The 24,567-nt window shown below is 73.2% G+C and carries 26 protein-coding genes; 14 read left to right on the forward strand and 12 right to left on the reverse strand.

Annotated features, from left to right (window positions below):
- Positions 1–71 precede the first annotated feature (71 nt).
- Together AB0J24_RS00805 and AB0J24_RS00810 are read left to right on the forward strand one after the other, a co-directional pair.
- On the forward strand, positions 72–443 hold the full coding sequence (locus AB0J24_RS00805) for a YciI family protein (RefSeq protein WP_358673328.1): 372 nt from the start codon (positions 72–74) through the stop codon (positions 441–443).
- Between the two features lie 8 nt (positions 444–451).
- Positions 452–1,702, forward strand: a complete 1,251-nt coding sequence (locus AB0J24_RS00810; protein WP_358673331.1) for a DUF6596 domain-containing protein — start codon at positions 452–454, stop codon at positions 1,700–1,702.
- Here the strand turns inward: AB0J24_RS00810 and AB0J24_RS00815 are convergent.
- The gene (locus tag AB0J24_RS00815) at positions 1,699–2,349 is read right to left on the reverse strand and encodes a TetR/AcrR family transcriptional regulator (protein WP_358673334.1); all 651 of its coding nucleotides are present in this window, start codon (positions 2,347–2,349) and stop codon (positions 1,699–1,701) included. The two genes, AB0J24_RS00810 and AB0J24_RS00815, sit on opposite strands and share 4 nt — an antisense overlap.
- A 116-nt stretch (positions 2,350–2,465) precedes the next feature.
- Between AB0J24_RS00815 and AB0J24_RS00820 the strand changes: the two genes are divergently transcribed.
- Positions 2,466–3,218 carry a sulfite exporter TauE/SafE family protein gene (locus AB0J24_RS00820; protein WP_358673337.1) on the forward strand — a complete coding sequence of 251 codons (753 nt, stop codon included), beginning with the start codon at positions 2,466–2,468 and terminating at the stop codon, positions 3,216–3,218.
- A 40-nt stretch (positions 3,219–3,258) separates the two neighbouring features.
- The gene (locus AB0J24_RS00825) at positions 3,259–3,486 is read left to right on the forward strand and encodes a hypothetical protein (protein WP_358673340.1); all 228 of its coding nucleotides are present in this window, start codon (positions 3,259–3,261) and stop codon (positions 3,484–3,486) included.
- 11 nt (positions 3,487–3,497) lie between these two features.
- On the opposite strand, the gene AB0J24_RS00830 is transcribed toward AB0J24_RS00825, so the two are convergent.
- Positions 3,498–3,722 carry a PLDc N-terminal domain-containing protein gene (locus AB0J24_RS00830; protein ID WP_358673343.1) on the reverse strand — a complete coding sequence of 75 codons (225 nt, stop codon included), beginning with the start codon at positions 3,720–3,722 and terminating at the stop codon, positions 3,498–3,500.
- An 86-nt stretch (positions 3,723–3,808) separates the two neighbouring features.
- Between AB0J24_RS00830 and AB0J24_RS00835 the strand changes: the two genes are divergently transcribed.
- Entirely contained in the window at positions 3,809–4,990 is a 1,182-nt protein-coding gene (locus AB0J24_RS00835) for a M20/M25/M40 family metallo-hydrolase (protein WP_358673345.1), read from the forward strand.
- Positions 4,991–4,994: 4 nt separating this feature from the next.
- Here the strand turns inward: AB0J24_RS00835 and AB0J24_RS00840 are convergent, their stop codons facing one another.
- From AB0J24_RS00840 to AB0J24_RS00875, 8 genes are all read right to left on the reverse strand, one after another.
- Positions 4,995–6,242, reverse strand: a complete 1,248-nt coding sequence (locus AB0J24_RS00840; RefSeq protein ID WP_358673348.1) for a four-carbon acid sugar kinase family protein — start codon at positions 6,240–6,242, stop codon at positions 4,995–4,997.
- Positions 6,239–7,648, reverse strand: a complete 1,410-nt coding sequence (locus tag AB0J24_RS00845) for an MFS transporter (RefSeq protein ID WP_358673351.1) — start codon at positions 7,646–7,648, stop codon at positions 6,239–6,241. The genes AB0J24_RS00840 and AB0J24_RS00845 overlap by 4 nt, the downstream gene beginning before the upstream one ends.
- A 236-nt stretch (positions 7,649–7,884) precedes the next feature.
- On the reverse strand, positions 7,885–8,655 hold the full coding sequence (locus AB0J24_RS00850) for an SDR family oxidoreductase (protein ID WP_358673354.1): 771 nt from the start codon (positions 8,653–8,655) through the stop codon (positions 7,885–7,887).
- Positions 8,652–9,632 carry a 3-hydroxyacyl-CoA dehydrogenase family protein gene (locus AB0J24_RS00855; protein ID WP_358673357.1) on the reverse strand — a complete coding sequence of 327 codons (981 nt, stop codon included), beginning with the start codon at positions 9,630–9,632 and terminating at the stop codon, positions 8,652–8,654. The genes AB0J24_RS00850 and AB0J24_RS00855 overlap by 4 nt, the downstream gene beginning before the upstream one ends.
- Positions 9,633–9,642: 10 nt before the next feature.
- A complete protein-coding gene (locus AB0J24_RS00860) occupies positions 9,643–10,578 on the reverse strand; it encodes a sugar phosphate isomerase/epimerase family protein (RefSeq protein ID WP_358673358.1) in 936 nt (311 codons plus the stop codon).
- Between the two features lie 96 nt (positions 10,579–10,674).
- Positions 10,675–11,385, reverse strand: coding sequence for a GntR family transcriptional regulator (locus tag AB0J24_RS00865; RefSeq protein ID WP_358673360.1), 711 nt, complete (start codon positions 11,383–11,385; stop codon positions 10,675–10,677).
- Entirely contained in the window at positions 11,382–12,149 is a 768-nt protein-coding gene (locus AB0J24_RS00870) for a triose-phosphate isomerase family protein (protein WP_358673362.1), read from the reverse strand. The genes AB0J24_RS00865 and AB0J24_RS00870 overlap by 4 nt, the downstream gene beginning before the upstream one ends.
- The gene (locus AB0J24_RS00875; RefSeq protein ID WP_358673365.1) at positions 12,143–13,879 is read right to left on the reverse strand and encodes a dihydroxyacetone kinase family protein; all 1,737 of its coding nucleotides are present in this window, start codon (positions 13,877–13,879) and stop codon (positions 12,143–12,145) included. Before AB0J24_RS00875 ends, AB0J24_RS00870 begins: the two co-directional genes overlap by 7 nt.
- Positions 13,880–13,993: 114 nt before the next feature.
- Here AB0J24_RS00875 and AB0J24_RS00880 point away from each other — a divergent pair, with 114 nt between their 5' ends.
- From AB0J24_RS00880 to AB0J24_RS00905, 6 genes are all read left to right on the forward strand, one after another.
- Positions 13,994–15,040, forward strand: coding sequence for a MoxR family ATPase (locus tag AB0J24_RS00880; RefSeq protein WP_358673368.1), 1,047 nt, complete (start codon positions 13,994–13,996; stop codon positions 15,038–15,040).
- Entirely contained in the window at positions 15,037–15,960 is a 924-nt protein-coding gene (locus AB0J24_RS00885; protein WP_358673372.1) for a DUF58 domain-containing protein, read from the forward strand. The genes AB0J24_RS00880 and AB0J24_RS00885 overlap by 4 nt, the downstream gene beginning before the upstream one ends.
- The gene (locus tag AB0J24_RS00890) at positions 15,957–16,946 is read left to right on the forward strand and encodes a VWA domain-containing protein (protein WP_358673374.1); all 990 of its coding nucleotides are present in this window, start codon (positions 15,957–15,959) and stop codon (positions 16,944–16,946) included. Before AB0J24_RS00885 ends, AB0J24_RS00890 begins: the two co-directional genes overlap by 4 nt.
- A gap of 58 nt (positions 16,947–17,004) precedes the next feature.
- Positions 17,005–17,715: a 3-oxoacyl-ACP reductase FabG gene (gene fabG / locus AB0J24_RS00895; protein WP_358673377.1), complete on the forward strand. Its 711-nt coding sequence runs from the start codon at positions 17,005–17,007 to the stop codon at positions 17,713–17,715.
- A 32-nt stretch (positions 17,716–17,747) separates the two neighbouring features.
- Positions 17,748–18,524, forward strand: coding sequence for an enoyl-ACP reductase FabI (gene fabI, locus AB0J24_RS00900; RefSeq protein ID WP_358673380.1), 777 nt, complete (start codon positions 17,748–17,750; stop codon positions 18,522–18,524).
- Between the two features lie 82 nt (positions 18,525–18,606).
- Positions 18,607–19,659, forward strand: a complete 1,053-nt coding sequence (locus AB0J24_RS00905; protein ID WP_358674328.1) for a ferrochelatase — start codon at positions 18,607–18,609, stop codon at positions 19,657–19,659.
- 30 nt (positions 19,660–19,689) lie between these two features.
- Here AB0J24_RS00905 and AB0J24_RS00910 read toward each other — a convergent pair whose 3' ends face one another.
- On the reverse strand, positions 19,690–20,466 hold the full coding sequence (locus AB0J24_RS00910; protein WP_358673383.1) for a GntR family transcriptional regulator: 777 nt from the start codon (positions 20,464–20,466) through the stop codon (positions 19,690–19,692).
- 32 nt (positions 20,467–20,498) lie between these two features.
- On the reverse strand, positions 20,499–21,371 hold the full coding sequence (locus AB0J24_RS00915) for a sugar phosphate isomerase/epimerase family protein (protein WP_358673386.1): 873 nt from the start codon (positions 21,369–21,371) through the stop codon (positions 20,499–20,501).
- A gap of 186 nt (positions 21,372–21,557) precedes the next feature.
- On the opposite strand from AB0J24_RS00915, the gene AB0J24_RS00920 reads away from it, so the two are divergent.
- Genes AB0J24_RS00920 through AB0J24_RS00930 form a run of 3 tightly spaced genes read left to right on the forward strand, consistent with a single transcriptional unit; the run spans position 21,558 to position 24,477 of the window.
- A complete protein-coding gene (locus AB0J24_RS00920) occupies positions 21,558–22,562 on the forward strand; it encodes an iron ABC transporter permease (RefSeq protein ID WP_358673389.1) in 1,005 nt (334 codons plus the stop codon).
- Positions 22,559–23,638 (forward strand): iron chelate uptake ABC transporter family permease subunit, encoded by a 1,080-nt coding sequence (locus AB0J24_RS00925; RefSeq protein ID WP_358673391.1) that lies wholly within the window; start codon positions 22,559–22,561, stop codon positions 23,636–23,638. Before AB0J24_RS00920 ends, AB0J24_RS00925 begins: the two co-directional genes overlap by 4 nt.
- Complete coding sequence (locus AB0J24_RS00930; protein WP_358673394.1) at positions 23,635–24,477, forward strand: ABC transporter ATP-binding protein; 843 nt, start codon at positions 23,635–23,637, stop codon at positions 24,475–24,477. Before AB0J24_RS00925 ends, AB0J24_RS00930 begins: the two co-directional genes overlap by 4 nt.
- Positions 24,478–24,567: the final 90 nt, after the last annotated feature.

Here is a 24,567-nt window from a genome sequence, read left to right on the forward strand (position 1 = left end):
TCCGGCCCGTTCGTCAGGAGGATGGCGGCGCCGGACCGGCCGGCCGATCCGCACACCCGAGGGGAGCCATGATGGCCCGGTACATGTTCCTGATGTTCGACTCCGAGGACTGGTACGACGACGTCGACGAGCAGGGGATGGCCGACGAGATGCGGCTGCACCACGACTTCATGGAGGCGGTGCGTGCGGCCGGGGCGAGCGTGGTCGGCGGCGAGGCACTGGAACGGCCGTCGACGGCGAGCACGGTGCGGCGCGGTGACGACGGTGCGCCGATGGTGACCGACGGCCCGTTCGCCGACACCAAGGAGGCGCTCGGCGGCTTCTACGTGATCGAGGCCGCCGATCTCGACGTCGCGCTGCGGCTCGCCGCGATCTGCCCGGCCGGCACCGTCGAGGTGCGGCCGGTGCTCGACATCGGTGACGACGATCCGGTGACCCCCTGAGCGGGCCCGTGCCGGAGGCGGCACTGCAGCGGGCGTACCGGACGGCGTGGCCGGTCGTGGTCGCCACGACGGCTCGGGTGACCCGCGACCTCGATCTCGCCGAGGACTGCACCCAGGACGCGTTCGTCCGCGCCCTGGGTGCCTGGGCCGACGGTGTCCCGGCCAACCCCACCGGTTGGCTGACGACCACGGCTCGCCGGATCGCGCTCGACCGGCTGCGGCGGGAGACCGCGTTGCGCCGCAGGCTTCCGCTGCTGGTCGAGCCCGTTGTCGGGAAGGGGGCCGCACAGGAGGCCGGGCAGGAGGCACCGACGGAGCCCGCCGACCCGTTGCGACTCGTGTTCACCTGCTGCCACCCGGCGCTCGCCCGGGAGTCGCAGGTGGCGCTGACGCTGCGCCCGCTCTGTGGTGTCGACACCGCCGCGATCGCCGCGGTGCTGCTCACCGGGGAGGCCGGCGTCGCCGCGCGGATCACCAGGGCCAAACGCAAGATCGCATCCGCCCGGATCCCCTTCCGGATCCCGGCCGAGGACGAGCTGCCGGCCCGCCTGGATGCCGTGCTGACCGTGGTGCACCTGCTGTACACGGCCGGGCACGTCGGTTCCGGACCGGGTCTGACCAGCGCGGATCTGACCGGGCGGGCGTTCGGGCTGGCTCGGATGCTGGTCCGGTTGCTGCCCGGTGAGCCGGAGCCGCGGGCCCTGCTCGGGTTGCTGCTGCTCACCGAGGCGCGCGCCGGGGCCCGCACCGACGGCGGTGGGGAGCTGGTGCTGCTCGACGACCAGGACCGGTCGGGCTGGGACCGCCGGATGATCGCCGAGGGCCTCACACTGGCGACGGCCGCGCTGCGTGCCGGCCCGGACACCGGTCACGGGCGGTTCGCCCTACAGGCAGCGGTCGCCGGGTTGCACGTCGTGGCCACGTCACCGGAGCGGACCGATCGGGCGCTGATCGTGACGATGTACGACGCGCTGATGGGGGTGGCGCCGTCGCCGGTGGTCGCGCTCAACCGGGCGGCCGCACGCAGCCGGGTACCGGGGTCCGATCTCGGTGCGGTGCTCGCCGACCTGGACGCGCTCGCCGACGATCCGGCGCTCGCCCGCTACCCGTACCTGCCCGCGGCCAGGGCCGACCTGCTGCGCCGTCTCGGCCGCACCGTGGAGGCGGTGGCGGCCTACGACGCGGCGCTGGCGCTCACCACGAACCCGGTGGAGCGGCGCTTCCTCGCCGGACGCCGGGCGACCGTCCACGGGGGTTAGAGCGCGGCGTCGAGCACCCGTCGCAGGCCGCTCTCGAACAGCGGCTCCCCACCGCCCGGCCCACGGACCACTGCGCCGCCCAGCAACCGGGCCAGTACCGGCAGCTCTGCCGCGCGCCCGGAGCGCTCCAGGTCCGCGACGGTCGGCAGCCGGTCGCCGGACAGCGCGGCCGCCCCTCGGACGTAGCCGTGCACCAGGTGCAGCACCTCGACCGCCGTCCCCAGCGGGTGTCCCGCTCCGACGACGTGGGCGAGCAACGCCTCCGCCCAGCCGCACTCCGCCGGCCCGGCCTGCCGTGGCCCGGCCATCAGCCGGACCGCCCACGGGTGCTCGTCGAGCACGTCGCGCAGCGCGGTCGCCCAGATCTCCAGCCCGAGCCGCACCGGGCAGCCGGACAGGTCCGGCGGTTCGCCGAGCGCGGACTCCAGGACCAGATCGACCAGCGCGTCCTTGCCGGGCACGTGCCGGTACAGCGACATCGGTGCGGAACCCAGCTCCCGGGCCAGCCGGGGCATGGAGACGGCGTCGAGGCCCTCGGCGTCGGCGATCCCCAGTGCGGTGGCGACGATCCCGTCCCGGTCGAGGACGCGGCCCGGGGGCCGGGAAGGGGCGGCCCAGCGGGGGTCCTCCGAGGTGGTCACCGGCACGTGTGGATCATGACACGCAGTGCGTGAGTGGCTCTACGCATGTGGGGTAAGGCATACGCAACGTGATCCCGCCGGGCCCGCCGGGTCGTCGTCGGCCGGCACCTAGAGTGTTCGGCGTGCAAGGGTGGGAGGTCGCGGTCATCGCGCTGGCCGGGCTGTGGGCGGGGTTGATCAACACCGTCGTCGGCTCGGGGACGCTGGTGACCTTCCCGGTGCTGGTCGCGCTCGGCTACCCACCGGTGACGGCGACGACGTCGAACGCGATCGGGCTGATCTCCGGGACGATCACCGGCGCCGTCGGATACCGCAAGGAGCTGACCGGGCACGGCCGCAGGCTCGCCGGTTACGCGGTGGCGTCGTTCCTGGGTGCGATCGTCGGTGCCGCGCTGCTGTTGTCCCTGCCGCCGGACGCGTTCGAGACGATCGTGCCGGTTCTGGTGGGGCTGTCGGTGCTGCTGGTGGCGGTGCAACCGCTGCTCGCCCGGCGGCTCAAGGAACGCGCCACGCCGTCGCGGGTGTCCGGACCGCTGGTGTACCTGGCGGTCTTCGCGGTCGCGATCTACGGCGGCTACTTCACCGCGGCACAGGGGATCATGCTGGTCGGGCTGCTCGGGTTGCTGGTGTCCGACCCGCTGCAACGGCTGAACGCGTTCAAGAACACCCTCACCGCGGTGGTGAACCTGGTCGCGGGCGTGATCTACGCGGTGGTGGCGCCGGTCGACTGGGCCGTGGTGGGGATCATCGCGGCTAGCTCGATCGTCGGCGGCCTGCTGGGGGCGAAGGTGGGCAGGCGGCTACCCCCCGCGGTACTGCGCGGGGTGATCATCGTGATCGGTGTCGCGGCGATCGCGTTCCTGTTGCTGGAGTAGCACGGCGGTAACTGTCGGTGGCCCGTGGTCTGCTGGGCGTATGGACGACGACCGGGCAGCCGAGCTGGTCGCCGCGTTCGCGACGCTGGCCGGCCGCGACATCGCCGACGCGGAGGCCCGCGCGACGGTCGCGCACTCGCGTGCACTGAGTCCGGCCGCCGCGAACGCGATCTGGAGCCGGTACCGGCGGGCGTCGGCGACCGTGTCGCTGCGTGACTACCTGGCGATGACGCTGCGGTTCGTGGAGCAGGATCCGCCCGCCCGGTGACGGCGGGGCGGTCAGCGTCTGCGGCCGCGGGCGAAGTAGGTGATCGGGCCGGCGAAGTTGACCAGCGACGCCAGCGCCCACACCCAGCGCGGACCGTTCACCTCGGACGGGGCCCGCCGCGCCAGGTCGGCCCACGCCGCACCCAGCAGTCCGAACTGGAGCACCGCCGCGAGCACCACCGCGATCCGTCCTGCCGTGCCCAGCTCGCTCCAGCGCACCTTCGATCCTGCTGCCATCACCCGATCCTGGCACATACCGGGAGCGGGAGCACCGGTGTCGTGCGCTGCGCCTACCGTGGCACCGACGAGCGGGAGGGGCAGTCATGAGCCTGACCGGGGCGGCAGAGGCCGCGCTGCCGGTGATGATCGAGGACCTGCGCGGTTACGTCGAGATCGAGACCCCGAGCGACGACCGGCCGTCCCTGGAGAAGGGACTGTCCTGGCTGGACGGGCTGGTGGCCGACCGGCTCGGCCCGGCCGCATCGTCGACGCTGGTGCCCGGCGGGCGGTACGGGGACGTGCGGGTGCTGGAGTACGCCGGCACAGATGGCACAGCCGGCACAGATGGCATAGATGGCACAGCCGGGACCTCGGCGGAGCCGGTGCTCCTGCTCGCGCACTACGACACGGTGTGGCCGCTCGGCACGCTGGACACGATGCCGTTCGCGGTGCACGACGACCGGATCACCGGACCGGGTGTGTTCGACATGAAGGCGGGCCTGGTCCAGGCGCTGTGGGCCGTCCGGATCGCCCGTGCCGCCGGGCTGGCGCTGCCCCCGCTGCGGCTGCTGCTCACCGGCGACGAGGAGATCGGCTCGCCGGTGTCCCGGTCGGTGATCGAGCGGGCCGCCGACGGCGCCCGCGCCGGTCTCGTGTTCGAGGCGGCCGGCCCCGACGGGGAGGTCAAGACCGCGCGCAAGGGCGTGGGGATGTTCCGGCTCGACGTCGACGGCGTCGAGGCGCACGCCGGACTCGACCCGACGGCCGGGGCGAGCGCGGTCGACGAGCTGGCCCGCGCGGTGCTGGCCCTGCACGCGGCCCGCGACCTCGACGCCGGCACCAGCGTGAACGTCGGCGTGGTCGGCGGCGGCACCCGCTCCAACGTGACGGCCGGGCACGCCTGGTGCGAGATCGACGTCCGGGTCTCCGGTGACGCCGAGACCGCCCGGATCGACGGCGTCCTGGCCGGACTGCGTCCTCACCACCCGGACGCCACGCTGCGGGTCGAGGGCGAATGGAACCGCCCGGTGATGGAGCGGACACCCGCCACCGCCCGGCTCTACGAGCTGGCCCGGACAGCCGCCGCCGGGATCGGCACCGACCTGGCCGAGATCGCCGTCGGCGGGGCGAGCGACGCGAACTTCCTCGCCGCGCGCGGGCTCCCGGTGCTCGACGGGCTCGGCGCGCTGGGCGCCGGGGCGCACGCCCGGCACGAGCACGCGCTCGTCCCCGGACTGGTCCGGCAGACCGCGCTGACCGCGGCGCTGCTGCACGCACTGGCCTGATCGGTCACGCCCGGACGGTGGCGAGGGCAGCGTCCAGGGCGTCGTCGTCGCCGACGTTGCCGGGAACCACGACCTGCACGACGTCCCGCCCGTCCACGGTGCGCAGGTCCCACACCGACACCCCGGGCAGCACCTGCCCGCGGACCCGCGCGGAAACCGCGCCGAGCCCGTCGCGGGCCACCTGCGCGCCGGTGATCCCGCCCTTGGTGACGACGACGTCGAGCCGGTCACGCAGCCGGGCGACCGTCCCGGCGAGCACCCGCATGACCGACTCGCCGTGTGCCAGGGTGTCGTGCGCCGGCAGCCGGTCGCGCTCGCTGGTGAGGGTGGCGAAGCCGCTGTCGAGGGCCGCTGCGCAGGCGGCGGTGACCACCTCGGTCTCGGCGCCGGGATCGGTGAGCGCGGCAGCGGTGCGCACCACGGTGCCCGGCGTGCGTCCGGTCGCCGCACGTTCCAGCTGCCGGGTCGCGGCGGCCGTGTGCGATCCGCACACCAGCAGCGTGCTGCCCGGTCCGGCGACCGGCGCGGGCAGCAGACCGTCGCTGGTGACGCCGGCGATCGCAGCGGCGAGCGGTGCGCCGCCCCGGGCTACCAGCGTGCGGTGCGCCCAGGCCGTGCGGAGTGCGTCGGCGATCAGGCGGAGGTCGGTGTCGTCGTGGACGTCCGGCAGGAGCACCTCGCCCTCGGCGGCCGCGGCGAGCACCGCGGCCAGCGCGGGGGAGCGGACCGTCCCGATCCCGATCGGGACCGAGGTGCGGCCGGAACGCTCGCGGACGTAGTCGGGCAGGTGACCGTACCGGTAGCCGAAGACCGGATCGCGGGCGAACTCGGTCTCGTGCGCCGGCACGGTGACGCCGCCGATCCGGACCAGGTGGGTGCCCTCGACCGTGGTGCGCCCGCCGCCCGGGAACGCCGGCGCGAAGACCACCGGCGCCCGCGGGTCGATCGCGGCGCACTCGGCGAACACGTGCCCGCGCAGCGTGGAGTCGCCGCGCAGCACCAGCCGGACGTCGGCGTCCAGCCGCCGTCCGACCTCGGCCGCCTCGTCCCGGATCCGGCGGACCAGCGCGACGGCGGCGCTCTCGTCGAGGGCCCGGGTGTTGGTGAGCAGGTAGACCGCGTCGGCCCGGTCCAGCGCGGCGGTGAGCACCTCGGTGTCCCACTGCAGCAGCACCTCGACGCCGGTCGCGGACTGGGTCCCGGTGGGGTCGTCGTCGCACACCACGACCTTCGTCACGTTCGTCGTGGTCACCGCCCGCCCTCCCGGCGGGCAGCACCCGGGGTGTCGCCGAGCAGGTCGTCGGCGCGGGCGGTGAAGAACCGGGTGCCCCAGGTCATCACGGCGGCGAGGAAGGCGAGCACACCCAGCGACACCACGCCCCACACGCCGGTCTCGGTCGGCACGACGTCGTTGATCGCGGTCCGCATGATCGGTGCCACGAAGCCGCCGAGGTTGCCGATCGAGTTGATCAGTCCGATACCGGTGGCCGCGGCAGCCCCGGCGAGGAACGCCGTCGGGAACGACCAGCTGATCGGGCCGGCACAGAGGAACGCCGAGACCGCCACGGTGATCGCGGCGATGCCGAGCAGCGCCTGGCCGTTCGCACCGGCCCAGCCGGACACCAGGATCGCGGTGCCGGTCACGACGAACGCGATCGTCCCCCAGTTGCGCCTGCGCCGCAGCGTGTCCGCGTGCCGCCCGACGTAGTAGCAGGCGAACAGGCCGACCGCCCAGGGGATGGCGGTGACCAGCCCGACCTCCCAGCCGACGTCGCGGCCGATCAGCGACGACACCTGTTGTGGCAGGTAGAAGGTGGTGCCGTAGACGGCGATCTGCAGGCAGAAGTAGATGACGGTGAAGTACCAGACCTTCGCGCTCAGCATCGCCGGGACGATGCCGCGGGGGCCGTCGGAGTCCTTGACGGCGTTCTCGTGCTCCATCACCTCGCGCATCGCCGTCTTCTCCCCGGTGGTGAGGAACGGCGCCTTCGCCGGTGAGTCGATGAGCACGAACAACGCCACCACGCCGGCGACGACGGCCATCATGCCCTGCAGGAAGAACATCACCTGCCAGCCGAGGAACGGGGTGAACCGGTCACCGAAACTGATCATCACCCCGGACAGCGGGCCACCGACCATCTGGCTGAACGGTTGCGCCAGGTAGAAGATCGCGAACATCTGTACGCGCTTGCGGTTCGGGAACCACTCGGCGAGGAACATGATCACGCCCGGGAACAGCCCGGCCTCGGCGACGCCGAGCAGGAACCGCAGCACGACGAACATCGTGTCGTTCGTGGTGAAGGCGAACGCGGCGCCGACCAGGCCCCAGGTGATGGCGATCCGGGCCAGCCAGAACCGGGCCCCGTACTTCTTCAGCAACAGGTTGCTCGGGATCTCGAACAGTGCGTAGCCGATGAAGAAGATGCCTGCGCCGAGCGCGAACGCCCCTGCGCTGACGCCGCGGTCGACCTGCAGGCCCTCCTCGGCGAAGGCGATGTTGGTGCGGTCGAGGAAGGCGACGAAGTAAAGGACCACCAGCATCGGCATCAGCCGGCGGACGGACTTGCGGATCCCCGATTCCAGATGGGGGCTGTCGAGCAGTCCCCGTGGCGTATCCGAGGACGAGCCGGGCGGTGGCCCGGACGACGAGGTGGTCACGATCTCTCCTTCGAGCTCGGGACGGTGCGGTGGGCGCTGCGGAGCAGCCCCGGGATCTGCTGCGGTTCAGCCGAGGATCAGCACGAGCCCGACCCCGGCCAGCACGATGCCGACGGTCAGGAACGCGACCCGCGACCAGCTCCAGCCGGGGAACGGTCCGGGACGGGGGGACTGCTCGGGCACGGTGCCTCCACGGTGGGACGGGTGCGGTCGATTGCGCGGTCGTACGCTGCGGCTCAGTGCATGTACAGGCCGCCGTCGACGTTCAGGGTCTGGCCGGTCACGAAGCCGGCGTCGGCACTGATCAGGTAGGCGACAGCAGCGGCCACGTCGTGCGGGGTGCCGATCCGGGTGAGCACGCCGTCGGCCGCCATCGCGGCCTTGCGTTCCTCGCTCAGTGTGCCGCCCATGATGTCGGTGTCGATCGGGCCGGGGGAGATCGCATTCGCCGTCACCCCGTGCGGCCCCAGCTCGCGGGCGATCGACCGGATCAGGCCGACGATCCCCGCCTTGGCCGCCGAGTAGGGCGTCTTCGAGTAGGTGCCGCCGCCGCGCTGGGCCGACACCGACGACACCCCGACGATCCGGCCGACCCCGTGCCCGACCAGCGAGTGGGCGACCCGCTGGGTGACCCAGTGAGTGCCCTCCAGGTTGATCGAGACGACCCGGCGCCACTCCTGCTCGTCGACGTCCAGGTAGGGGACCGGCGAGGAGACCCCGGCGAACGCGACCAGCGCGACCAGCTGGGGCAGCTCGGCCTCGAGTGTGTCGACGGCGGCCACCGCCGCGGCCCGGTCGGCCACGTCGGCCCCGACCCCGGTCGCGCGCACGCCGTGCACCGCGGCCACCTCTGCGGCGGTCGCCGCGGCTGCGTCGCCGTCGACGTCGATCAGCCCGACGTTCCAGCCCACCCCGGCGAGATGGAACGCGGTGGCGCGACCGATCCCGCGCGGGGATCCGGCGCCGGTGAGGACGGCGGTGCGCTCCGCGGGGAACGGCGCGCTCATCGGCCGGTCCCCTGGACCGGTGCGGGGCCGAGCTCGTCGAGCAGCTGCTGCATCCGCACGTAGGCCCGGTTGCGGTAAGCGACCAGCTCGGACACCCGCTCGGCCGGGACGTCGAGGAACCCGCCACCGGACTTGGTGCCCAGGCGTCCGTTCTCGACGTGCTCGTCCAACGCGGGCGGGGTGGCGAAGCGCTCCGGCCAGCGGCCCTGCAGGGACTCGAAGCAGAATCTGTAGACGTCCAGACCGGCCATGTCGGCGATCGCGAACGGGCCGAAGAACGGCAACCGGAAACCGAACGTGGTGCGGACGACGGTGTCGACGTCCTCGGCGGTCGCGACACCCTCGTCGACGAGCTGCGCGGCCTCGGAGAACAGCGCGTACTGCAACCGGTTGAGGACGAAACCGTCGGCATCGGAGATCCGGGCCGGGTGTTTGCCGGTCGCCCGGACGATCTCCTCGACACCGGTGACCACCGCCTCAGAGGTGCCGGCGTGCGCGATCACCTCGACACCGGGTATGAACGGCGCCGGATTGGAGAAGTGCACGCCGAGGAACCGCTCCGGGCGCGTCACGGCCTTTGCGATCCGGCCGATCAGGATGGTCGAGGTGTTGGAGCCGATCACGGTCTCCGGCGCGGCCGCCGCGGAGACCCGGCGCAGCACGTCGTGCTTGATCTCGATCCGCTCCGGCACCGCCTCCTCGACGAACGTCGCACCCTCGACGGCCCCCTCGTAGGACGCGGCGACGGTGACCCGCTCGGCGATCGTGTCGGGTGCGTGCTCGGGGAACAACCGGTCGTCGGCGAACTGCTTCGCCTCGCCGATCAGCCGTTCCCGGTTGGCGGCAGTGGTCTCCGGGTCGACGTCGGCGATCCGGACGTGTGCGCCCGCCAGGGCCAGCACCTGGGCGATCCCACCGCCCATGTAGCCGCTGCCGATCACCGCGTGGATACCGGTGAGTGTCGGTCGGGATGTCACGGTGGTCTCCTCAGGAACGGGGGAGCAGGGTGCGCAGGTAGTCGCGGTTGGTGGCGCAGACGCCGAGCGAGTCGCCGCCGTACTGCTCCATCAGGAACGGGCCCCGGAAGCCGACCTCGACGGCGTCCCGCACCACCTGGCGGTAGTTGATGAGGCCGAGCTCCAACGACGTCGGTGTGGAGCTGAACCAGGAACCGTCCCCGGCCTCGTCCCGGGCGTAGTTCTTCACGTGCCAGTAGTTGGCGTAGGGCAGCGTCGCGGCATGCATCTCCCGCCAGTCCTCGATCGGCCGGTGCAGCCGGACGAGGTTGCCGATGTCGGGATTGAGGCCGACGTTGTCGAGGCCGATCTCCTGGATCAGTGCCACGGCGGAGTCGGCGGTGCCGAGGTAGGTGTCCTCGTACATCTCCAGCGCCATCGGCAGCCCGACGTCCTGGGCGTGCTTGCCGACCTCCCGTAGCCGATCGACGGCGAACGCCCGGGTGTCGGCGTCGTCCGGGTCCTTCCAACCGGGTGCGGTCCAGAACCAGAGCGCCCGCTTCTGGGCCTCGGAGAACGGGTGGTGCAGGCCGGTGGAGAACACGCTCATGCCCATCTCGGCCGCGGCGTCGACGGTGCGGTGGGCGTAGTCGAGGTTGCGGTCCTCCCGGCCGGGCTCCAGCACGCTCTGCCGCTGCACGTGCACCGAGATGATCGTGACGCCGTGCTGCTCGGCGATCGAGAGCAGCTCGGCCCGGCGGCTCGGTTCCAGGTCGGCCGGGCGGATGTGCGAGTCGGCCAGCTCCAGCTCGGTGAACCCGAGCGAGGCGACCTCGGCGAACAGGTCGTCCCAGCGCTCGGCCGGGGCGTCGTGCAGGGCGATCCCGTCCCGGCCGACCGGGGCGAAACCGTGCATGCACACGGCGATCGGCCAGGTGTCGGCGGTGAGATCGGGGCGAGCGGTCACGGCGGCTCCTCGTTCGCAACAGTGCGAGAATCTTTCAGAGATCCTATAGGATTATTCAGCAACGTCAATCGTGTTGATGCTCCGGATCAGCTCCGGTCAGTCCCCGTGTTCGAGGCGCAACGAACGCTCCCGGACGTTGCGCAGGTGTCGGGTCATGGCCGCGACCGGCGCGTCGACCTCACCGGACGCGAACGCCTCGACCACCGCGGCGTGCTCGGCGACCGCTTCCTCGACGTCCGGCACACCGCGCAGCGCGGTCTGCCGCATCCGGTGCACCTGCGCGCCGAGCGTCTCGGACATGTCGAGCAGGTACCGGTTGCCGCAATGGTGCAGTACGACGGCGTGGAAGTCGGTGTCGGCGGCGAAGTACTCGGTGGTCAGCTGCAGATCGACTCGGCCGGCGGCGAGCGCCTCGGCCACCCGCTCACCGGCCCGGGCGTGCTCCTGCTGCGCGTGCCGCAACTCCTCGAGCAGCTCCGGACCGGCCGGGGCGGCCATCCGGGTCGCGGTGGTCTCCAGCATCAGCCGGGCGTCGAACAGCTCGGCCAGCTGCGGGGCGCCCAACGGCGGCGCGACCCGGTACCCCTTCAGCGCCTCCCGGGTGACCAGGCCGGTCCGCTCCAGCTGGACCATCGCCTCCCGCACCGGCGTGGGGGAGACGGCAAGGTCACGGGCGATCGTGTCGATCCCGAGCCGGGCTCCCGGCTCCAGACCGCCGCTGAGCAGCAGCTCCAGGATCCGCTCGTAGACGTGGTCGCGCAGGCCGCGGCGCTCGATCCCGCCGCGCAGTCCCGGGGTGGTGCTCATCGGACCTCCGTCACGCCGGGGTCCAGCGTCAGGACCTCGTCGAGGATCGTGGCGAGGGCGGCCGGGTCGTGCGCGAATCGCCCGAGGAACATCCCGTCGACGCCGCCGGCGATCCGCGGCAGCAGGCCGGGGCCCGCGCTGCCGCCGTAGATCACCCGGGCGTCCGGTGCATCCGCGAGGTGTGCACGCAGCGCCGATCCGACCTCGCGCACATGACGGGGCGGAGCCGGCTCCGGCGCGCCGATCGCCCACACCGGCTCGTAGGCCACCACCGATGCTCCGGTGACACCGGCGGCCCTGGCCGGAGCGAACGCGCTGTCGACCTGGGCCCGCACGACGTCCGCGGCGTGCTGCGGCTCCGCCCGCTCGGTCTCGCCGACGCACAGTACCGGCGTCAGCCCGTTGCGCAGCGCGGCGAGCGTCTTCGCAGCGACGACGGCATCGGTCTCGCCGAAGTGGGCGCGCCGCTCGGCGTGCCCCACCTCGACCATCGTCGCGCCGACCTCGGCGAGCACCAGGCCGGTCACCTCGCCGGTCCACGGACCGTCGTCGTGCTCGGCGATGTCCTGCGCGCCGACCGCGATCCCGGCCGGGGCGGCGATCGCGACGGCGTCCGGGATCGTCGGGAACTGCGGCATCGCGAACAAACGGACCGTCCCGGAGGTGACGGCGGCGTGTCCGCAGGCGGTCGCCGCGACCGTCCGCAGCCACTCCAGGGTGCGCGCGTGCGAGAACCAGGTCTTGAAGCTGACGCCGATCAGCACGTGGGTTCCTCCCGCAACCGTTGCCCGACGGTCCGCACGACCAGTGCGAAGGAGACCGCCCCGGGATCGGGAGTGCCGATGCTGCGGTCCCCGTGCGATCGTGCCCGGCCCAGCCTGGCGCGCAGTTCGCGGGTCCCCTCCGCGGCTCCGGCCGCCGCCTCGGCGGCGGCGTCCCAGGCAGCCGCCGGCCCGTCACCGGCCGCGATCCGCTCGTCCAGGGTGCGGACGAACGGGACGATCGCGTCGACCATCGTCTTGTCCCCGACGGCGGCCCCGCCCGCCTCCTCCACCGCCCGGCCGGCGGCCCGCACCGCGCCGGCGACGGCCCGGGCGTCCGGCGCGGTGTCGTCACCCAGCGCGCCGCCCAGCGCGGCCAGCGCGGCCGCCCAGATCGCGCCGGAGGTGCCGCCCGCCCGGTCGCCCCAGGCGTCGGCGGCCCGGCGCAGCACGGTCCCGGCCCCGGCGCCGCGACCGGCCGCCGCGGCGGCGGCATCGCGGGCGGCCCGGCCGCCGCGCTGCATGCCGATGCCGTGGTCACCGTCGCCGGCAACCCGGTCCAGCCTGCCAAGCTCGTCGGCGTGCGCATCGAGCTCGCCCGCCACGTCGGCGAGCGCGGCCGCGACCAGCTCACCGCAGGCGCGCGACCCCGGGCCGGCCACGACCACCTCGTCGACCACCGCGTCGCCTGTCCCGGTGGCGGTCGGCGCCGACGCGGTCCGCTCCCGCTGTCCGTCGACCCGGCCGCGGCGGAAGGCCGGGGTGTCGCACGGCGCGGTCCAGAGCCGCTCCAGCTCGTCGTCGGGCCACAGCAGGGTGAGCGAGGCGCCTGCCATGTCGAAGCTGGTGCAGAACTCGCCGACCTCCGGATCGACGATCTCCAGGCCGGCCTCGGCGAGCAGCCGGTGGACGGTGCCGTAGACGACGAACAGCTCCTCGTACTTCACCGAGCCGAGGCCGTTGAGGATCGGCACGACCCGGGTCCCGGCGCCGTCCGGGGTCTCCGAGAGGAGCGTGCAGACGAGCAGGTCGGCGAGGCCGGCGGCGGTCGGCACCCCGGTCTCGTCGATGCCGGGCTCGCCGTGGATGCCCAGGCCGACCGCCATCCGGTTCTCCGGGACCCGGAACAGCGGCCCGCCGGCTCCGGGCAGGGTGCACCCGTCGAACGCGACGCCCAGTGAGCGGGTCCGGTCGTTGGCGAGCCGGGCGACCCGCTCCACGCCGTCGAGGTCGTAACCGGCCGCGCAGGCCGCCCCGGCGACCTTGAACACCGTGAGGTCGCCGGCGATCCCACGCCGGTCCGCGCGCCGGTCGGCGGCGGCACTCGACACGTCGTCGGTGACGACGACGGTCCGGCAGTCCGTCCCCTCGGCGCGCAGCCGCTCCTGGGCGGCGTCGAAGTTGAGAACGTCGCCCGCGTAGTTGCCGTAGGACAGCAGCACGCCACGACCCTGATCGGACTCGGCGGCGACCGAGTGAACCTGCTGGGCGGAGGGTGAGGCGAAGATGTTTCCCATCGCTGCACCGTGCGCCAGTCCCGGCCCGACCAGCCCGGCGAACGCCGGGTAGTGCCCGGAGCCGCCGCCGACGACCAGGGCGACGGTCGGCTCCGCGTCGGTGGTGCTCCGGACCACCCCGCCGGGATTGGCGCGCACCCACCGGGCAGACGCGGCGGCGAAGCCTGCCGTCATCTCGGCGCCGAAGTCGTCGGGGTCGTTGAACAGGCGCGTCATCGCGGTCCCATCGTCGAACGGTTCGGTGAATACCCAGAGATCCTATAGGATGTGGGAAGACGGAGCGGGTGATCCTTCACCGGCGTCACACGGGTCCCGCGGTCGAATGCCACGGTGAGCACGAGTCCGTCCCACGACACCCCCGCGTCCGGCCCCCCGAGCACCCCCGCAGGTGACGCCGAGCGGCTCGAACGCGCGGTGCTCGAGGTCAAGCGGGTGATCGTCGGCCAGGACCGGTTGGTCGAGCGGATGCTGGTCGGTCTGCTCGCCAAAGGGCACCTGTTGCTCGAAGGCGTCCCCGGCGTCGCGAAGACGCTCGCGGTGGAGACCTTCGCCCGGGTCGTCGGCGGCTCCTTCGCCCGTCTGCAGTTCACCCCCGACCTGGTGCCCGCCGACATCCTCGGGACCCGGATCTACCGGCAGGGACGCGAGGAGTTCGACGTCGAGCTCGGTCCGATCGTCGCCAACTTCGTACTCGCCGACGAGATCAACCGGGCGCCCGCCAAGGTGCAGTCGGCGATGCTCGAGGTGATGGCGGAGCGGAAGCTCTCGCTGGCCGGGCGGGACCACCCGATGCCCGACCCGTTCCTGGTGCTCGCCACCCAGAACCCGATCGAGAACGAGGGCGTGTACCCGCTGCCCGAGGCACAGCGCGACCGCTTCCTGTTCAAGCTCCTCATCGAGTACCCGGGCGTCGAGGAGGAGCGCGAGATCATCTACCGGATGGGTGCCGAACCGCCCACCGCCACCCAGGTGCTCACCCCGGCCGAGCTGGTCCGTCTGCAGCACACCGCCTCCGGCGTGTTCGTGCACCATGCGCTGGTCGACTACGTGGTACGGCTGGTGGTGGCGACCCGCAGGCCCGACGAGCACGGGCTGTCCGACGTCGCCTCCTGGATCGCCTACGGCGCTTCGCCCCGCGCCTCGCTGGGCATCGTGTCCGGCGCCCGCGCGCTCGCCCTGGTCCGCGGACGCGACTACGTGCTCCCGCAGGACGTGCTGGAGGTCGCCCCGGACGTGCTGCGGCACCGGCTGGTGCTGTCCTACGACGCCGTCGCCGATCAGGTCCCGGTCGATCACATCGTGTCCCGGGTGTTGCAGACCGTGCCGTTGCCGCAGGTCAGCGCCCGTCCCGGCGGGGCGGGCCAGGGCCCGGCGTGACGGCGGGCCCGGACGGCGGGCAGGCCCGCCTGGAGGCGTCGCTGCGCACCCTGGAACTCACCGTCCGCCGCCGGCTGGACGGTCTGCTGCAGGGCAACCACACCGGGCTGCTGCCCGGGCCCGGTGGTGAGCCGGGGGAGGCCCGCGCGTACCAGCCCGGTGACGACGTGCGACGGATGGACTGGTCGGTCACCGCCCGCACCACCACGCCGCACGTGCGGGACACCGTCGCCGATCGCGAGCTGGAGACCTGGGTGGCCGTCGACCTGTCCCGCAGCCTCGACTTCGGCACCGCGGGCACCGACAAGCGCCACCTGGTGCTGGCCGGGTTGACGGCCGTCGCGGTGTTGACCGCGGGTGGCGGGAACCGGCTCGGCGCTGTCGTCAGCAACGGTGCGGACATCCTGCGGTTGCCTGCCCGCGGTGGGCTCGTGCACGCCCGCGGGCTGGTCCGGCGGGTCGCGACGACGCCCGTTGCGGAGGAGGGAGTGCGCGGCGACCTCACGGCGGTGCTGGACCAGCTGCGTCGCCCGCCGCGCCGGCGCGGCCTGGTCGCGGTGCTGTCGGACTTCCTCGGCGAGCCGGTCTGGGAGCGGTCGTTGCGCGCCCTGTCCGGCCGGCACGACCTGCTCGCGATCGAGGTCGTCGACCCGCGCGAGCTGGAGCTGCCCGACGTGGGCACCGTGGTGCTGGCCGACCCGGAGACCGGCCGGCAGCGCGAGGTCACGACGACACCGCTGCTGCGCCGCGAGTTCGCCGCCGCCGCCTCGGCCCACCGGGACCGGGTCGCGCAGGTGCTGCGGCGCTGCGGTGCCGCACACCTCACCCTGCGCACCGACCGCGACTGGGTGGCCGACATCGTCCGGTTCGCGGTCGCCCGCAGGCATGCGTGGGCGGGTGCGGGGAGGTCGTCGGCATGAGGTTCGCGTCTCCGTGGTGGCTGCTCGGGCTGCTCGTCGTGGCCGCGCTGGTGGCCGGGTACGTGTGGCTGCTGCGCCGGCGACGCCGTGACGTCGTCCGGTTCACCAACCTGGAGCTGCTGGAGACCGTCGTTCCGCACCGGCCCGGTCGCTGGCGGCACGTACCGGCGATCGCGATGATCGCCGCGCTCGCGGTGCTGACCGTGGCGCTGGCCGGCCCGCAGGCGATGGCGAAGGTCCCGCGCAACCGGGCCACCGTGATGCTCGTGATCGACGTCTCGCTGTCGATGAAGGCGACCGACGTCGCACCGACCCGGCTCGCCGCCGCCCAGTCGGCGGCCAAGCAGTTCGCCGACCAGCTCACGCCCGGCGTCAACCTCGGGCTGGTCTCGTTCGCCGGGACCGCCGCAGTGCTGGTCTCGCCGACCACCGAGCGCCCCACCGTGAAGAACGGCGTCGACAACCTGCAGCTCGCCGAGTCGACCGCCACCGGCGAGGCGATCTTCACGGCGATGCAGGCGATCGATACCTTCTCCCGGTCGCTGGAGGGTGGCCCGGACGCCGAGGGCGTCCCGCCGCCGGCCCGGATCGTGCTGCTCTCGGACGGGACGCAGACCGTGCCCGGCCCGGACGGTGAGAACGAGCCCCGCGGCTCCTTCACCGCCGCGGCGGAGGCCGCCGAGCGCGGCGTCCCGGTCTCGACGATCTCGTTCGGCACCAGCTACGGCACGATCGAGCTGGACGGCGGGCGGACCCCGGTCGCCGTCGACGACGCCTCGATGGAACGCATCGCGCAGATCTCCGGTGGGCGGTTCTTCACCGCCGCCACCGAGTCCGAGCTGCGCGCCGTGTACTCCGACCTCTCCGAGGAGCTCGGCTACGAGGAACGCGAGGTCGACGCCAGCCGACCGTGGCTGATCGGCGGGTTCGCACTGCTGATCGGCGGTCTCGCCGCCGGGATCGGGCTGGGCAGGCGGTTGCCGTGAGCTTCGTCCCTGCTCGGGGTCGGCGGTACCGGTGGGTAGTGCGTTAGGTTCAGCCCCCGTGGGACGCAGTGTGCTCGTGACCGGAGGAAACCGCGGCATCGGCCTGGCGATCGCGACGGCGTTCGCGGCACAGGGGGACCAGGTGGCGGTGACCTACCGCTCCGGGAAGGACGGCCTGCCCGACGAGCTCCTGCCGGTGCACTGCGACGTCACCGACGCCGACTCGGTGGACGCCGCTTTCACCGAGGCCGAGGCGGCCCACGGCCCGGTCGAGGTGCTCGTGTCCAACGCGGGGATCACCGACGACGGGCTGCTGATGCGCATGGCCGAGGAGTCCTTCACCTCGGTCGTCGACGCGAACCTCACCGCGGCCTACCGGGTCGCGAAGCGCGCCTCGCGCGGCATGCTGAAGGCCAAGAAGGGTCGGATGATCTTCGTGTCGTCGGTGGTCGGTCTGTCCGGCTCCGCCGGGCAGGTCAACTACGCGGCCTCGAAATCAGGGCTGGTCGGGCTGGCCCGCTCGGTGGCCCGCGAGCTCGGGAGCCGCGGCATCACCGCCAACGTGGTCGCCCCCGGGTTCGTCGACACCGACATGACCCGGGCCCTGGGGGACAAGCGTCGCGCCGAGATCCTCGGGACGATCCCGCTGGCCCGCTACGCCGACCCGGACGAGGTCGCGTCCGTGGTCGCCTTCCTCGCCTCGCCCGGTGCGGGCTACGTCACCGGGGCCGTCGTGCCCGTCGACGGCGGCCTCGGCATGGGTCACTGACCCACCCGGTACACCACCCCCGAAAGGACGTCATGGGACTGCTCGACGGCAAGCGGCTGCTGATCACCGGTGTGATCACCGATGCCTCGTTGGCCTTCCACTCCGCCAAGATCGCCCAGGAGCAGGGCGCCGAGGTGGTGCTCACCGGGTTCGGCCGGATGCGCCTGGTCGAGCGGATCGCCCAGCGACTGCCGAAGCCGGCTCCGGTCGTCGAGCTGGACGTGTCGGACCAGGGTCAGCTGGACTCGCTGGCCGAGCGGATCACCCCGCACCTGGGTGAGGACCCGCGGCTCGACGGTGTGCTGCACTCGATCGGTTACGCCCCGCCCGGTGCGCTCGGCGAGGGCGCGTTCCTGAAGGCCGAGTGGGCCGACGTCGCCACGACCATCCAGGTGAGTGCGTACTCGCTGAAGTCCCTGGCCGTGGCGTGCAAGCCGCTGCTGCGGCCGGGCAGCTCGATCGTCGGGATGGACTTCGACAACCGGCAGGCCTGGCCCGCCTACGACTGGATGGGTGTCGCCAAGTCGGCCCTGGAGTCGGTCACCCGCTACCTGGCCCGCGACCTCGGGCCGGACGGGATCCGGGTCAACCTCGTCGCGGCCGGACCGGTGAAGACGATGGCCGCGAAGTCGATCCCGGGCTTCGGTGCGTTCGAGGAGGTGTGGGACTCCCGGGCCCCGCTCGGCTGGGACATGAACGACCCGGTGCCGGTCGCGAAGACGGTGTGCGCGGTGCTGTCCGATTGGCTGCCCACCACCACCGGCTCGATGGTGATGGCGGACGGCGGGGTGCACGCCGTGGGTGTCTAATCGGGGGGTGTCCGAACAGCCCCACCCCGAACAGCGCAGCACCGAACAGCGCAGCCCCGAACAGCACATCGCTGAACAGCACATCGCTGAGAAGCACGGGTCCGAGGTCGACGCCATCCTGGTGCTGTCGTTCGGCGGCCCCGAGGCCCCCGACGAGGTCCGTCCGTTCCTGGAGAACGTGACCCGTGGGCGCGGGGTCCCACCGGAGCGGCTGGACGCGGTCGAGGAGCACTACCAGCACTTCGGCGGGGTGTCGCCGATCAACGCGCGCAACCGCGAGCTGATCGCGGCCATCTCCGCCCGCACGGATCTGCCGGTCTGGTTCGGCAACCGGAACTGGCACCCGTTCGCCGAGGACGCCGTCCGGGAGATGGCCGAGGCCGGGGTCCGTCGGGCACTGGTGTTCGCGACGAGTGCCTACGGCGGTTACTCGGCCTGCCGTCAGTACCACGAGGACATCGAGCGGGCCCGGTCCGCGGTCGGGCCCTCGGCGCCGGAGCTCGTGAAGCTGCGGCAGTTCCACGACCATCCGCAGTTCGTCCGGGCGAACGCCGACGCCGTCCGGGCCGCACTGGACCAGCTGGACCCGCAGCTGCGTCAGCACGCCCGCCTGGTGTTCACCGCGCACTCGATCCCGAACGCGGCCGACGCCGCCGCCGGCACCCCCGCCGAGGGCGGCCACCGCTACTCCCGGCAGGTCGGCGAGGCCTCCGCGCTGGTCGCCGCCGAGCTGGGCATCGACGACTTCGACGTCGTCTGGCAGTCCCGCTCGGGACCGCCGCAGGTGCCGTGGCTGGAGCCCGACATCGTCGACCACATCGACGACCTGCATGCCAAGGGCGTCCCGGCAGTGGTCGTCGCGCCGGTCGGGTTCGTCTCCGACCACGTGGAGGTCATCTGGGACCTGGACAACGAGGCCGCCGAACGGGCCGCCGAGCACGGCATGGGTTTCGCCAGGGCGGCGACCGCCGGACCGGACCCGCGGTTCGCCGACATGGTGGTCGAGCTGGTCGCGGAGCACGTGCACGCCGCCGCGCCCCGGCGCCTCGGCAGCATGCCTGTGGCGGGGTGCACCCGCAACGGTGTGCCGTGCGCCGTCGACTGCTGTCTGCCGCAGCGTCGCGGCGGGGTGTGACGCTGCCCCGGTGCGGGGCGGCCGGCCCGTTCAGACCGGAGCGTCGGGTGCGGTCGTGCCCCGTTCGCGCACACGCTCGAACCAGGCGTGCGCGGCGGGGCTGCCGTCCTCGGAGATCAGCGGGCCGACCAGCCGGAGCATGCTGAGGGAACTGCCGTCGTGCAGCGCGGCGAGCACGGCGTCCGCGTCGCCGGCACGCACGAGATCGAACAGGGCCCGGTGCCGCTGCGCCCGCTCGACGAGACTCTCGGTGGACGACCGGGCCCGCCGGTTCATCGCCATCAGCAGCCAGAGCTGCAGCGACAACGCATGGTAGGCCTCGTCGAGCCGGCCGTGGCCGGCGAGCGCGACCAGCGCCCGGTGGAACCGGATCGTGTCCTCGACGGCACTGTCCTCCGCGCCCCGTCGCGCGTTCACCTCGAGGATGCGGGTGGCCTCGGCCAGCGGGGCCAGCACCCGCTCGTCCTGCACCGGGACCCCCAGCCGGATCGCCATCGTCTCCAGGTCGGTCCGCAGGGTGGTGATCTCGTAGACGTCCTGCAGCGAGAGTGCACGGACGCTGGCACCCCGGCGGGGGACCTGGACGACCAGGCCCTCCCGCTCCAGGAGCCGCAGCGCCTCGCGTACCGGCGGGCGGGACACGGCGAGCTGGTCCGCCAGCCGGTACTCCACCATCCGTTCACCGGGAGCGAGTTCCCCGTCGAAGATCATCCGGCGGAGCGCGTCGGCGGCCAACGCGACCATGCTCGGTGGGTCGGCGATCCGCCGTCCGGCCCGGATCGCGGCGGGCCCCTCGTCCCTCGCCACCGCGTCGGCTCCCGGCGCCCCCGTCGCTCCGGTCACCGTACCGGCCCGCCGGTGGCAGGGGCGGGGAGCAGGCCGAGCGCGCGCAGGTGCGCCAGGCTGCGCAACTGGGCCCCCCGGTCGTCGAGTTCGATCGCGATCATCCCGGTGTACCCGGTGGCGGCCACCAGGTCGAGCGCTGCCGCGACGTCGAGCGTGCCGGCCCCCAGCGCCAGGTGCTCGTCGTGGACGCCGTCGTTGTCGGTGAGCTGCACGTGGCTGATGCGGCCGGAGAGGCGCTCGACGAAGGTGGCGACGCCACCCGGCAGGAGGTGCGCGTGCCCGACGTCCAGGCAGGCACCCAGCGCAGGGGAGGACACCGCGTCCAGGATCGCCGCGATCTCGGCCGCGGTGGTGCCGAGGTAGCGGATCTCGGCCTCGGGCGGCAGCACGTTCATGTTCTCCAGGGCGAGCGTCACGCCGAGCTCGCCGGCCAGCTCGGCGACCTCGCGGAGGGTGTCGGTCAGCGCGCGGGGCACGTCGGGAGTGTCAGCGTCGAAGTGGAAGCCGGCGTGGACCACGAGGGTCGGGCAACCGAGCCGGTCGGCCAGCCGGACGTAGTCCTGCAGGTGCTGCCGGACCGCATCGCGCACCACCGGGGTGGACTCGGCGGTGTTCACCGAGGAGTCCGAGTGCAGGACCCGGGACAGCCCGTGGCGATCGGCCAGCTCGCGGGCGCCGGTGATCCGCATCTCGTCGAACATGTGCGGCCGGTTCGCCGGAACCTGGCAGGCCAGCTCCACGCCGCCCACCCCCGACCCGGCGCAGAACGCGAACGCGGACTCCAGCGGCCCGCGCCCACTGGAGAGGCCGATGACCGGCGAACCGACCGGCCCGGTGGGTGGGGAGGGTGGTGCGGGGATGGTCACTCGACTCCTCGTGGGCTCGATCACTCTTGACTATTGTCGACACTCTCAGGCTAGCCTAACCTGCCTCCTGCGGATGATGGCCCGGGCCCACCCCGAGCGGCAACCCGCACCTTCCGAGAAAGGTCCCCCGCACCCGTGTCCCCAGCGTCACCGGCCCTCGCCGCCCCGCCGGCGCCCCGCCCCAGAGTGGGGAGACCCCGGCGGGTCGCGCTCGCCGCCTGCATCGTATTGCTGATCGTGGTCGTGCTGTCGAGCATGGTCATCGGGGCCCGGTCGGTCGGGATCCACGGGGTGTGGCTGGCACTGACCGACCCGGTCGATCCGCGGATCTCGGCCACCGACGCCGTGGTCGTCCGCACACTGCGCCTGCCCCGCACGGTGGCCGGTGTCATCGTCGGGGCCGCACTGGGGCTGGCCGGGGCGCTGATGCAGGCGCTCACCCGCAACCCGCTCGCCGATCCCGGGGTGCTCGGCGTCAACGCCGGTGCGTCGTTCTGCGTCGTACTGGTGATCGGCGTGCTGGGTGGCGGCGCGCTGGCGATGGCCCTCGGCGGGCTCATCGGTGCGGCGGGCGCGGTCGCGGTGGTGATCCTCCTGGCCTGGCGGGGCACCGGGCGCGCCTCCCCGGCCCGTCTGGTGCTCGTCGGAGCCGCGACGAGCGCAGTGCTGGGTGGTGCGACGTCGGCGTTGGTGGTGTTCGACGCCGGGACGTTCGACCAGGTCCGCTTCTGGACCATCGGCTCGCTGGCCGGGCGGGAGAGCGACCTGCTCTGGCCGTCAGTCGCGCTGGTGCTGCTGGGGCTGGTCGTGGCGGTACTGGTGGCGGCGTCGCTGGACTCGCTCGCCCTCGGCGACGAGCTCGCCGTCGGCCTGGGAACCTCGACCGCCCGGGCCAGGCTGCTCACCGCGGGCGCGGTCGCCGTGCTGTGCGGCACCGCCACCGCGGTGGCCGGTCCGATCGGGTTCGTGGGGTTGGCGGTACCGCACGCCGCGCGTGCCCTGGGCGGGCAGAACACTCGGTGGTTGATCGCGTTCTCGCTGGTGCTCGGGGCCGTGCTGCTGCTGGGCGCGGACGTCATCGGTCGCCTGATCGCCGGCACCGGCGAGCTGCAGGCCGGTCTGGTGACCGCGGCCATCGGTGGTCCGCTGTTCATCGCGATCGCCCGTCGCCGGAAGCTGGCCTCGCTGTGAGCGCCGCACCGACGGAGACCGGCGCCCCCTGGGCCGCCCCCCGACGGACCGTCCGGCTCCTGGGGGAGCGGGTGTCCGGCCGGATCGGGACGCGGACACCGTGGGTCGGGGCCGGCTTGCTGCTTCTCGTCGGCGTCGCCGCGACGGCCGGCCTGCTGACCGGCAACGGTGACATCGCACCCGGAACGACCCTGCGCATCGTGGCCGGCGACTACTCCGGAGTGACCGCGTTCGAGGTGCTCGCCGTGCTCGACATCCGGTTGCCGCGGGTGCTGTGCGCGGTGCTCGCCGGATGGGCCTTCGGGGTGAGCGGGGCGATGTTCCAGGCGTTGACCGACAACCCGCTCGGCAGCCCGGACGTCATCGGTTTCACCTCCGGGGCGGCCACCGGTGCGGTGGTGGCGCTGCTCGTGGCCGCGAGCTGGGTGTCCTCGGCGATGCTCGGCGCGCTGCTCGGCGGCCTGCTGACCGCAGTGGCGGTCTACTGGTTGTCCTGGCGGGGCGGGGTCGCCGGGTACAGGTTGATCCTGGTCGGTATCGGCGTGACCGCCGTGCTCGGATCGGTGCGCGCGTTCCTGATCAGCCGGGCCGAGCTCGGCGAGGCCGCGGCGGCCTACCGCTGGCTCGTCGGCAGCCTGTCCGGGCGGAGCTGGGACGACATCGGGCCGCTGCTGCTCGGCACCGTCGTGCTGGTCCCGCTGACCCTCGCCTGCCTGCGCCCGCTGGAGCGGATCGGCGCCGGTGCGGACCTGGCGCGGGCGCTGGGCCTCGCCCTCGAACCCAACCGCGCATTGATCATGGTCGTCGGGACGGCGTGGTGTGCTGTGGCGGTCGCCGCCGCCGGCCCGGTGGGCTTCGTGGCGATGGCCGCGCCACAGCTGGTGCGGCGGATCACCCGTGCACCGGGCCCGCACGTCGTCACCGCAGGACTGTTCGGCGCCCTGCTCCTGGTGCTCGCCGACCTGCTCGGGATGTGGGTCGTGCGACCCGCACAACTGCCGGCCGGCATCGCCACCGCGGTGCTGGGCGGGCTCTACCTCATCTGGCTGCTGAACCGGGAACGGAGGGCACTGTGAACGACACCGGCCCGGACACACCGCTGCGTGCCGAGAAGCTGGCGCTGGGCTACGGGGGCAACACCGTGGTGCACGGTCTCGATCTCGCCATCGCGGCGGGGTCGTTCACCGTGCTGGTCGGCCCGAACGCCTGCGGGAAGTCCACCGCACTGCACGGGCTGGCCCGTCTGCTGCGCCCGCTCTCCGGTGGTGTGCTGCTCAACGGCCGCGACATCCACACCAGGCCGACGAAGGAGGTCGCCCGGGAACTCGGGCTGCTCCCGCAGTCACCGGTGGCACCCCAATCGGTCAGCGTGGTGGATCTCGTGGCGCGGGGACGGGCCCCGCACCAGAGCCTGCTGCGGCAGTTCTCCCGGGAGGACGAGGCCGCCGTCACCGAGGCGATGGCCCTGACCGGTGTGGAGCACCTGCGCGACCGCCCGGTGGAGTCGCTCTCGGGTGGTCAGCGGCAGCGGGTGTGGATCGCGCTCGCCCTGGCGCAGCGCACCCCGGTGCTGCTGCTCGACGAGCCCACCACGTTCCTGGACATGGCCCATCAGGTGGAGGTCCTCGACCTGTGCGCCGACCTGCACCGCGCCGGCCGGACCCTGGTCGCGGTCCTGCACGACCTGAACCAGGCGGCCCGCTACGCCACCCACATCGTCGCGATGAGGGAGGGCTCCGTCGTCACGGCGGGCCCCCCGGACGAGGTGATCACCGCCGAGATGGTGCGGGAGGTGTTCGGGCTCGACTCGGTGGTGGTCCCCGATCCCGAGACCGGCACCCCGCTGGTGATCCCGCGCCGGCCGCGCGGCGCACGCCGGCCGACCGACGCACTGGTCGACGAGCCGACCCGATGACGGTCCCACCCGGACCATCCCCACACAGACGGCCCCGTCACGGGGCCACCCCAGCACGGAGGACCGCGGCACCCGCCGCGACGAGGAGGA

It is taken from the genome of Pseudonocardia sp. NPDC049635 (genome assembly GCF_040659795.1).
Lineage (GTDB): Bacteria > Actinomycetota > Actinomycetes > Mycobacteriales > Pseudonocardiaceae > Pseudonocardia.